General features: G+C 60.5%; 18 protein-coding genes. 6 read left to right on the forward strand and 12 right to left on the reverse strand.

Annotated elements, in window-relative coordinates; translation table 11 throughout:
* Window positions 1-74 precede the first annotated feature (74 nt).
* Together GAK28_RS14560 and GAK28_RS14565 are read right to left on the reverse strand one after the other, a co-directional pair.
* Complete coding sequence (locus GAK28_RS14560; protein WP_291780503.1) at window positions 75-527, reverse strand: HIT domain-containing protein; 453 nt, start codon at window positions 525-527, stop codon at window positions 75-77.
* An 8-nt stretch (window positions 528-535) separates the two neighbouring features.
* A complete protein-coding gene (locus tag GAK28_RS14565) occupies window positions 536-904 on the reverse strand; it encodes a DUF4274 domain-containing protein (protein WP_291780506.1) in 369 nt (122 codons plus the stop codon).
* Between the two features lie 88 nt (window positions 905-992).
* Between GAK28_RS14565 and GAK28_RS14570 the strand changes: the two genes are divergently transcribed.
* The gene (locus GAK28_RS14570; protein ID WP_291780509.1) at window positions 993-1,385 is read left to right on the forward strand and encodes a hypothetical protein; all 393 of its coding nucleotides are present in this window, start codon (window positions 993-995) and stop codon (window positions 1,383-1,385) included.
* Window positions 1,386-1,393: 8 nt separating this feature from the next.
* On the opposite strand, the gene GAK28_RS14575 is transcribed toward GAK28_RS14570, so the two are convergent.
* Window positions 1,394-1,600, reverse strand: a complete 207-nt coding sequence (locus GAK28_RS14575) for a DUF1737 domain-containing protein (RefSeq protein ID WP_291780512.1) — start codon at window positions 1,598-1,600, stop codon at window positions 1,394-1,396.
* Between the two features lie 407 nt (window positions 1,601-2,007).
* Here GAK28_RS14575 and GAK28_RS14580 point away from each other — a divergent pair, with 407 nt between their 5' ends.
* Complete coding sequence (locus GAK28_RS14580; RefSeq protein ID WP_291780514.1) at window positions 2,008-2,970, forward strand: site-specific integrase; 963 nt, start codon at window positions 2,008-2,010, stop codon at window positions 2,968-2,970.
* On the opposite strand, the gene GAK28_RS14585 is transcribed toward GAK28_RS14580, so the two are convergent.
* The gene (locus tag GAK28_RS14585) at window positions 2,936-3,154 is read right to left on the reverse strand and encodes a hypothetical protein (RefSeq protein ID WP_291780516.1); all 219 of its coding nucleotides are present in this window, start codon (window positions 3,152-3,154) and stop codon (window positions 2,936-2,938) included. The two genes, GAK28_RS14580 and GAK28_RS14585, sit on opposite strands and share 35 nt — an antisense overlap.
* Window positions 3,155-3,227: 73 nt before the next feature.
* On the opposite strand from GAK28_RS14585, the gene GAK28_RS14590 reads away from it, so the two are divergent.
* From GAK28_RS14590 to GAK28_RS14600, 3 genes are all read left to right on the forward strand, one after another.
* Window positions 3,228-3,443 (forward strand): hypothetical protein, encoded by a 216-nt coding sequence (locus tag GAK28_RS14590; protein ID WP_291780518.1) that lies wholly within the window; start codon window positions 3,228-3,230, stop codon window positions 3,441-3,443.
* 43 nt (window positions 3,444-3,486) lie between these two features.
* Window positions 3,487-3,711 (forward strand): hypothetical protein, encoded by a 225-nt coding sequence (locus GAK28_RS14595; protein ID WP_291780520.1) that lies wholly within the window; start codon window positions 3,487-3,489, stop codon window positions 3,709-3,711.
* A 246-nt stretch (window positions 3,712-3,957) separates the two neighbouring features.
* Window positions 3,958-4,218, forward strand: coding sequence for a hypothetical protein (locus GAK28_RS14600; RefSeq protein WP_291780522.1), 261 nt, complete (start codon window positions 3,958-3,960; stop codon window positions 4,216-4,218).
* A gap of 8 nt (window positions 4,219-4,226) precedes the next feature.
* Here the strand turns inward: GAK28_RS14600 and GAK28_RS14605 are convergent, their stop codons facing one another.
* From GAK28_RS14605 to GAK28_RS14640, 8 genes are read right to left on the reverse strand one after another with little or no spacing between them, the layout of a single operon-like run.
* The gene (locus GAK28_RS14605) at window positions 4,227-4,556 is read right to left on the reverse strand and encodes a Lar family restriction alleviation protein (protein ID WP_291780523.1); all 330 of its coding nucleotides are present in this window, start codon (window positions 4,554-4,556) and stop codon (window positions 4,227-4,229) included.
* The gene (locus GAK28_RS14610) at window positions 4,553-4,792 is read right to left on the reverse strand and encodes a hypothetical protein (protein WP_291780524.1); all 240 of its coding nucleotides are present in this window, start codon (window positions 4,790-4,792) and stop codon (window positions 4,553-4,555) included. The genes GAK28_RS14605 and GAK28_RS14610 overlap by 4 nt, the downstream gene beginning before the upstream one ends.
* Complete coding sequence (locus tag GAK28_RS14615) at window positions 4,785-5,003, reverse strand: hypothetical protein (protein ID WP_291780526.1); 219 nt, start codon at window positions 5,001-5,003, stop codon at window positions 4,785-4,787. Before GAK28_RS14615 ends, GAK28_RS14610 begins: the two co-directional genes overlap by 8 nt.
* A gap of 4 nt (window positions 5,004-5,007) precedes the next feature.
* On the reverse strand, window positions 5,008-5,274 hold the full coding sequence (locus tag GAK28_RS14620) for a hypothetical protein (RefSeq protein ID WP_291780528.1): 267 nt from the start codon (window positions 5,272-5,274) through the stop codon (window positions 5,008-5,010).
* Window positions 5,275-5,310: 36 nt separating this feature from the next.
* A complete protein-coding gene (locus GAK28_RS14625) occupies window positions 5,311-6,051 on the reverse strand; it encodes a hypothetical protein (RefSeq protein WP_291780531.1) in 741 nt (246 codons plus the stop codon).
* Window positions 6,052-6,059: 8 nt separating this feature from the next.
* Window positions 6,060-6,485, reverse strand: coding sequence for a hypothetical protein (locus tag GAK28_RS14630; protein ID WP_291780534.1), 426 nt, complete (start codon window positions 6,483-6,485; stop codon window positions 6,060-6,062).
* Window positions 6,482-6,814, reverse strand: coding sequence for a hypothetical protein (locus GAK28_RS14635; protein WP_291780538.1), 333 nt, complete (start codon window positions 6,812-6,814; stop codon window positions 6,482-6,484). Before GAK28_RS14635 ends, GAK28_RS14630 begins: the two co-directional genes overlap by 4 nt.
* A gap of 2 nt (window positions 6,815-6,816) precedes the next feature.
* Window positions 6,817-7,227, reverse strand: a complete 411-nt coding sequence (locus tag GAK28_RS14640; RefSeq protein WP_291780540.1) for a single-stranded DNA-binding protein — start codon at window positions 7,225-7,227, stop codon at window positions 6,817-6,819.
* A 311-nt stretch (window positions 7,228-7,538) separates the two neighbouring features.
* Here GAK28_RS14640 and GAK28_RS14645 point away from each other — a divergent pair, with 311 nt between their 5' ends.
* A complete protein-coding gene (locus GAK28_RS14645; protein ID WP_291780542.1) occupies window positions 7,539-7,853 on the forward strand; it encodes a hypothetical protein in 315 nt (104 codons plus the stop codon).
* The last annotated feature ends 351 nt before the right edge of the window (window positions 7,854-8,204 follow it).

Below are 8,204 nucleotides of genomic sequence, written 5' to 3' on the forward strand. Positions count from 1 at the left end.
CTGTAATTGCCCGAACGAGTCCACCCATGACCGATGCCGGCTTGCGCACGAGTGCGAGCCGGCATCGGTGCTGACTACGGCTCGGCCGCCTGCCTGAGTTGGCTCATGACGCGACGTTGCTCTTCGATTTCCTCGGGGGAAAGCTGGCGCTCGCAGTACATTCTGCTCAAAAAAAGAATGACATCGTTGCCATCGGGGTTGTCGTCGTATCCAGGGTGCGCAGCCACCTCCGCGAGCAGTGCGGAAGTCACTGGTGCCGCATGGAAGTGGCAGTGGAACCCTGGTGAGAAGCCCAGCTTGTAGAACACCACCTTCATGGGGGCATAAGCGTTCCGTAGAAGGATTTCGACACGTTTCAGTACGCTTCCCAGTTCCGCCAGCGCATCCGCGTCGAGTTCATGAAGCTCGCCGCACTCGGCTCGCGAGGAAACCATGAGATAACCGGGATAATGCGCGTCGCGACGGTGATTCACCGTCCAGTGGCGTGTCTCGAAAATGACGTAGGGAGCAAGCGCCGTGGCATCCATGGTGCGAACTACTCCGCCCTGGGGATATCGTCGAGGAAAATCGAAGGCAACCCCAGCTTGGCGAACGTGTAGCGTTGCACGCGCGAGAGCGGCGGATGGAAGCCTGTCATGGTACGCGGATAGTGTCCCGCGAGAATGCGTTGGGCCAGTTCCCGCCCGAAGGCCAGCCGCTCGGCATTGAAAGGCGTGGTCTCGATGCCGCCAAGCAGGGCTTCGTAGGCGTCGGCGAGCCAGAAGGCGTCCAGGGCTAGGGGGAGATCGCAATTTGCGTGATCCAGGACGGCTTGCGGCAGTGCCACGCCATCATCCCAGTTATGGTCGTGCAATCGTTCGTGCAGCTCGGAACGAGGCATGTCCGGCGTGAGATCGGGATGCATCGGATCGGCTCCTTGCGCGCCGTGCTGGTGGGTCTTAGTGTGCCCGCTTTATTCTCGCCGCCCAAGCGGGCACACCATCGGGAAGGTCATGGAATATCGAATCAGGGAATGGCCCTTCAATACGCTTCTTGTGGCTTGGGCGCTCGCGGCCATAGGTTCTGCCATCGCCCATGTCGTCGCCCCGTCGTGGACCGCCGCCGGCACGAACTGGCCCGGGTCGCCCCATTGGCAGTTGGAGATCGCCGGCTTCGATAGCTTCGGTGCGATCGTGTTCGGCTGGGTGGCCGCGCAATCGCAGGTCGGGTTGAAGATCCGGGCGACATTGCTGCTTTGTGCGCTGTCGTCGTTCCTCGGCCTGAACCACTTGAGTGGCTGGCTCGAAGGTCCGCGGATCTTCCATGTCGTGTTCACCATCGCCAACTTCGCCGCCGTGGCATGGGGCATGGTGGCCCTGGGCATGTCACGTCGCCAGCGACGTTAGCGTATGCGTCATGTCGTTGCGGTGGGTTCGCCCGGCCATACGATGGCCTGCGCGGCGATCACGCATTGCCGGCTGACGTCGTAGGTCACCGCAGGTGAACCGTAAAGCGCATAGCCCAGCGCGAGCGCTTCCGAGACGCGCCGACAGAACGCGGCATCGTCCTTGCCGGTGAGCAGGCGGTACACAGGCAGATCGTCGGGAGGCATCGATGGCATGGCGGCATTCCAGATGATGTACGCCGAATGCTAGCAGTGGGCGAGTCGATCCATCGGGACGCTGGGCAGCGATTTCCTGTTCGTGTCCCATGCCGTGGTCGATTTCGGCAATGGCGTGCTTTACGCCACGTAACCGGAATCCATACGCCGGAAACGAAAAAGCCACCCAAGAGGGTGGCTAGTTCGGTAGAATCCGTCAGAAGCTTCGAAGCCTGCTGTCGCATTCTGTATTGGTGCCCAGGAGATGAATCTGGCATGACTTACGCCCATCTCCGCAATGCCCCGCAATTGGCACATTTGCACCGTATCTCAATGACTTAGGTGTTGGCCCGCAAGGGGTCTAAAACCACCCATTCCCACCTAGTCCACGCTCCTATTACGTCAAAAATTACGTCAGGATGCTTCCCATGGCATCCATACGACGACGCGGAAAGACCTGGTTCGCCGAGGTCTACAAGAACGGCGAGCGCGACTCGAAGACCTTCCGGACGAAAGCGGAAGCGGCCGCCTGGTCGCTCCAGCGGGAGGCAGAGATCGCGGGCAAGAAGCTGCCGGACAAGACGCTGAAAGAGGCGCTTGAGCGGTACGCCAGGGAAGTGGCACCTGAGCGAAAGGGGGCGCGCTGGGAGATCCTCCGGTGTAGCGCGCTGGCGCGTTACGACCTGGCAAAGCGCCGCTGCGGTGACCTGACGGCTACGGACCTCGCGGAATGGCGCGACGGCAGGCTGGCCAAGGTGTCGGCTGCTACCGTACGGCGGGAGATTGCCTTCCTGCGGTCCGTCTTCGATATCGCGCGCAGGGAGTGGCGATGGATGCGCGCCAACCCTCTCGATGACGTCCGCCGGCCGCCGGCACCGGCGAGCCGTAAACGCCGTGTCTCGGGCGACGAGGTCGACCGGATCACCCTGGCGCTTGGCTATGACGGCGGGGAGCCGACGACGTCGTCCCACAGGGTGGCGCTGGCGTGGCTCTTTGCCCTGGAGACGGCCATGCGATCGGGGGAAATCCTGGGCCTCACTTGGCGAGATGTCTCTGCCAAGTCGGTCCGCCTGGAGCGAACGAAGAACGGCGACGCGCGGGAGGTGCCGTTGTCGGCCAGGGCCCGGGAGATTATCGGCCTGATGCCTAGGGACGGAGCGCGCGTGTTCGGTCTGGAGGACGCCCTGCGGGACGCCCTGTTCCGGAAGGCGCGCGACCGCACCAAGATCGAAGACCTCCACTTCCACGATTCGCGGGCGGAGGCCATATGGCGTCTGTCCAAGAAGCTCGACGTCTTGGAGCTGGCCAGGATCATCGGGCACCGAGATATCCGGAGCCTGATGATCTACTACCAAACTAGCGCTGACGAACTCGCTGACCGGCTCGGTTAGCGGTACGCCAGTCGAGCACCTCGCGGGCGATCCAGGATGCTGGGCGGATCGAGAGGCGGGCAGGGAAGTCCGGACGGCAGGCTATGCGTTCCAGCACCTGCCGCGCGCTGCAGCCGAGCAGCACCCCGACTTCCTCGGCGTTGATGGCACGTTCCTCGAAGGGGATGTTCTCAGCTGCGCCCATGGCGCACCTCCTGGTTGATAGTCGTGAGGGTCCGGCGCACCATCGTCAGACCGCAATAAGTTTGGAGAGAGCCATGCAGATCACCCATGGTGAATTCGAGATCTACCTCGGCCTGCCCTTGATGGGGATAGACGGGAAGTGCATGGTGGCTTGGGCTCTGTACCGGATTCCGAGAACGATGGGGGACCAGCCTGAATACCTGGGCGCAACAATCGGCGTCTCCGGCGAGAACCTGGCCGTGGCCACCGCGCTCGCGGAAAGCCGTGTCAAGGCCAACGAACTCGCCTAGGACGTGTACCATCGGCGCACTGAGTTGAAAATCGAGCCGGGTCATGTCACAGAAAGAGGTCATTTCCGGGTTCGTTGGAGAATTCGTCTGGTCGGCTCGATTAGAGTCGGTGGAGAGCCACCGATACCTTCTTGATGAGGTGCTTCTGGCCTCAGGCGAACGTGAAACAGTTGGCCTGCTCTTCGGTACGCTAGAGCAACTGCGCGAGTACGCACAGGAAGTCGCCGAATTTATGGTCAGCTCACGCCCGCGCTCACGCGATGAATGACCGGCCGCCGCCGGCGAATCCTGAACCTTGGATCTGCGCACGCTGCGGGATGCCGGCCAAGCACCACGTGCGGAAATTCGACGCGCAGGGCGAATACTTCCCCTGCCAGGTCTGCTGGCACAGAAACGCCCTACCGACCAACCCGTGGTTCGTCCGGCCGCCGTCGTGTTGATTGACGCGCCGGATTGCGCCAGACGCAAGGGCTGAGGCAGCATCGGCGCACTTAAATGGATGGAGAGTTCAGGCATGAGCATCACGGTGGGTAAGTACGAAGTTCGCTGCACGCCGATGGCGGCCTTCGTGGTCGGGACGACCGAGCAGCGATTTTCGGGACATTGGTCCGTCTACCTCTTGCCGGTGGACGATAGCCGCGACGATGCTGTCGCCGAAGGCGAAACGGACGAGTTCCCTAGCTACGCTCTCGCGGAACAGGAGGGTTTCCGTCAAGGTATGGGGCGCGCCAAGATTCTGGACGAGGGCACGACGGATATAGAGAGCTACAGTTGAGGTAAATCTCACGCCCCACCTCCCGCCCTGTCGATGAGAGCGCTCAACATGCGCTCGAACTCGTCCCAGTCCTGGTAGTGGTCCTTGAGGCTGGACTGGACGCGCACTTCGTTTCGAAGCGCGTCCAGCTCCTCGACCCCCACCGCGCGCTGGGACTTGGCGCGGGCGTTCCATGTCTCGATGGCCTTGGCCTCTGGCGCAATGAGTGGGGTGCGTACGTGGCACTTGGTGCACTCCACGACGTACCAGCCAACGCTACCCGGTGCCCACGACTGCACATCGGTACAGCCACAAAACGGGCACGGCTCGATCTCCACTATCTCGGGGGTGAGGGTCATGGCTGGGGCCCCTTGGGTGCATGCTTGTACTCGATGCCAGAGGCGCGATGCTGCCGGCGCCACGCCGAAAGGTCGTCGATCGCCTTCAAGGTGAGCACATAGCGACCTCCGGTGAGCAAGGCTGCGAGCCCAGCTCTTACCAGTCGATCCCATTCGACTCGACTGGCCATTCCATTGGCAGCGCGATCGACCACGGTGCGAAGGGAGGAACTGACCTTGCGAGATGTATCAGCCATGTCCCGGCACCTCCTGTTCGTCCAGGTAGCGCAGTTCCCAGACGGGGTGGTAACTGCCGGCGTGATTCTGGCCGTCGAGCTGGATACGAAGATATCCACCACGAGCCGAGCGAATCGTACCGGTCACCTTCTTGCCGCAGCCTGTGTATTCCACGCGGCCCCCGCGCTTCGCCGGCACCCCGTATGTCTTGCGAATGTAGTCCATGCTCATGGCTTTACCACTCCGTGCCAGCGAAGAGACGAGGCGTAGGGTCGTTATGGTCTTCGAGAGCAAGCTGCTCCCGGAAGGTGCGCGTCAGCGACAGGTCGTTCTCGTCGTAGTAGAAAGGTGTGGAATCGAGAAGGTCATCGGACAGGGCATAGACCTCATCTTCCATGCCTTCGCGCTCGCCGTACTCGTCCTGGAAAGCTGCGATCATCTCGGCTTCGGTGGCATCACCGATCCACCACTCGCAATCGTCCATGTAGAAAATCCTAAGCATTGGGCACCTCCCTCACGGCGTCGATGTAGTTGGTCGTCATGCTGCGCGCTCTTCGCAGAAGATGCCGCACTCGAAGTCCATGTTCTTGAGCGGAAGCCCTTGGTCGGTGGTCTTCAGTTCGTCAAGGAACTTGCGCTCTCCGCGAACACGCACTAGGCGGCATCCCAGGCGGCGCGACTGTTCGGCCCTGTCGACGAAGACCTCAGGGTCTTTCTCTCGGACATGGTTCCAGTAGGTTGGACTCGTGGCCTTGGAGCAGCCGATGCAGTTCGCGTTCGGATAGCCTCGCTTGTAGATGGCGGGAAGTTCGATTCCTGCCTTGCGGATCTCCGCGAAGCAATCAGCCTTGCTGGCCCTGGCATCGATGAGGGCAGGGATGACGTTCGGCCGCTCGGTAAGCACGAAACGATCGTGCCGATCCTTTTCTTCAGCCGTGAACCCGAGGACGTGGAAGTCTGGCTTGTGTTCCAGCTCCCACGCCTGGCGGGCATGCTTCTTCAATAGCTTGGTGCAAGGCGCACCGGCCACGCCAGACATATACTTCTCATGATCCCACACCGACACCGCCGAGTTGTCCGGGTACTTGGGGTTCGTCGCCTGCTCGACCTTCACACCCAACCAGTCACCGACGTCCCTGGCGAAGCGTTGGTTGTCGGGGTCTTCCTCGGCCACCGGGTTGTTGATCAGGCGGATATCGTGGGTGTAGCCGTAGCGCTCGATGGTGAGTTTTGCGGCCCATGCACTGGCAGCGCCGCAACTGAACCAAATGGCGATCATGTTCCCGTTCACTTATCCACCCCCATCCGCCCGGCTGACGGGGCGGCGGCGAGCATGGCCTGTCGGCAGTCATTCCAGCCACGGCGATAGCCTTGGCCCGAAGTCATGTCATCGAATTCTCCGCCGACCTGCTCGGACAGCCATTCCGGTGGCACCACATCCCCGCCCACTACATCGGGGGTGGGGGCGCTGTCCGCCTTGGTTAGCAGATATGTCTCGAACCTTTGACAGACCGTCGCGTACGCATCCTTGTAAGTGACGCGCCACAGTGGGCTATTGCAGTTCGGACATTTGTCCCCGGGCTGATCACGTGCTGTTACGGCGCCGTTCGGATGTAAATTCGACTGGATGAGTTCGAACTCACACTTCGCACACCTCCAAAGGCCTGGGACGTAGACCATTGTGTCGGGCGCGGTGCTGGTCTTGTCGGTCATGCGGATGCCCCTTCCAAGGCTTTGCGGGCGATATCAGCGATACGATCTGCCTGCTTAGGCGACCAGACGTTGTCGTGGATTCGTACAATTTCCGCCAAGGCATCCCGGAGCCTGTCCCGCTCATCGATCAACGCGGTAGCGACCCTGATAGCTGCGCCCATGTAGAGCAGGTCGTCTGCTTTTTCCTCCTGCGATTCCGTGAGCCATCGCAGCAACGAGTAATCCGTGCGGTCTACCGTTGTCCCATGAGTCGAGCGACCGTCCTGCTCACGCTTGCGTAGAAGGGCGATAACGTCGGTCAAGGTGATGCTGTCGGGGGCGGTGGTCATGCTCAGTACCCCTTGCGCTGATATGGGGCGAAAGGAATGTCGTCGGAGTCTGGGTATTGGATGTTTGAGGTGTCGGGCGTCTGTCGCTGAGGCGCGGGTCGATCCTTTGGCAGCGCTGGAAGCTGCATATCGTTGACCCGGCACGCGAGCTTTGTGCGCTCCTGGCCCTGCGACTGGTAGGTCTGCAAGCTGGCCTCGCCGGTCACGGTGACGATGCTTCCCTTGGTCAGGTAATCGGCTAGCTTTTCGCCTCGCTCGCCCCACAGCGAGCAATCGACCCACATCGTTGACTTGTTCTCGCCGTAGCCGACATCAACGGCTACCGCAAAGCCTAGGACCGGCTTTCCACCCGCCGTGTACCGAAGCTCGGCATCACGGCCCAGTCGGCCCGCGAAAGTGAAAACATTAATCATGATTCTTTCCAAGTCCGATGATTTACGACTGAATAAATGCAGTCTCGGGATACGTGGTATTCCCTAGCGAGATCGACATTGGGCTGGCCGCTCGCACGGATAGTTCTAACGTCACCCCAGGTCAGCACCCTTCGGCTATGCGTCTTCTCACCGCGACGGTCTGCCCGACCCCGGGATAGCATGTCGGCAATATTCTGTTTCTGTGTTCCAACATATAGATGCTCAGGGTTTACGCATCGGCGGTTATCACAATGGTGATTGACGTTCATGCCGAAGGGAATGTCACCCTTTGCTTCCATATAGGAAGCACGATGAGCAAGATAGCTTTTCCCGTTGAAGTGCACCATTCCGTACCCGTTCAAAGCGATAGTTCCGTTCCACTCATGGCAGCCGGACTCAGAGAAAACCGTTCTCATGCGCAAACAATCCGCCAATGTATCGGCTCTGATGATTTTCAGGCCAAGCGGGCTTCCCGTTTTTCGAAGGCGTGTGTAATGTTTGGAGCAATAGCCTTTGGCGTCGTGCGTTTTTCCGCATCCATCAACCGAGCAAATTCGATGATTCATGCGGCCTTCTCCTGGCCGTCATCACGCGGCAGCTTGTTCTTGATCACGTCGCGCTCGTGAGTCGTAAATACGCCGCCCTTGGTAGGAGCTAGCCACAAATCCATCTGTGCGGCCTGCGGAATGCATCCCCAGGTCTCGGCGGCGGTGTATAGCGCATCCTCGTCTCCTGATTCGTCGTAAGTTCTGATGCACTCCTTGATAAGGTCTACGGATGGACCGTACTGCTGGTAAGCCTCGTCGCACCGATTCTTGCGGTCATCCTGCAAGGGCAGCGCCGGGACCGGTGATCTTGCCCCCGTTTCACGGACACCCCTATAAGCGATTAACTATCGCAATAGGAGGTGGACGATGACCAAGAGCAAGGCAGGCAGAAAGGGGCAGGAGTTCAGCCTGGAGTTCAGGCAGCAGGCA

Origin of the sequence: Luteibacter sp. (assembly GCF_009912395.1) — a bacterium.
GTDB lineage: Bacteria > Pseudomonadota > Gammaproteobacteria > Xanthomonadales > Rhodanobacteraceae > Luteibacter.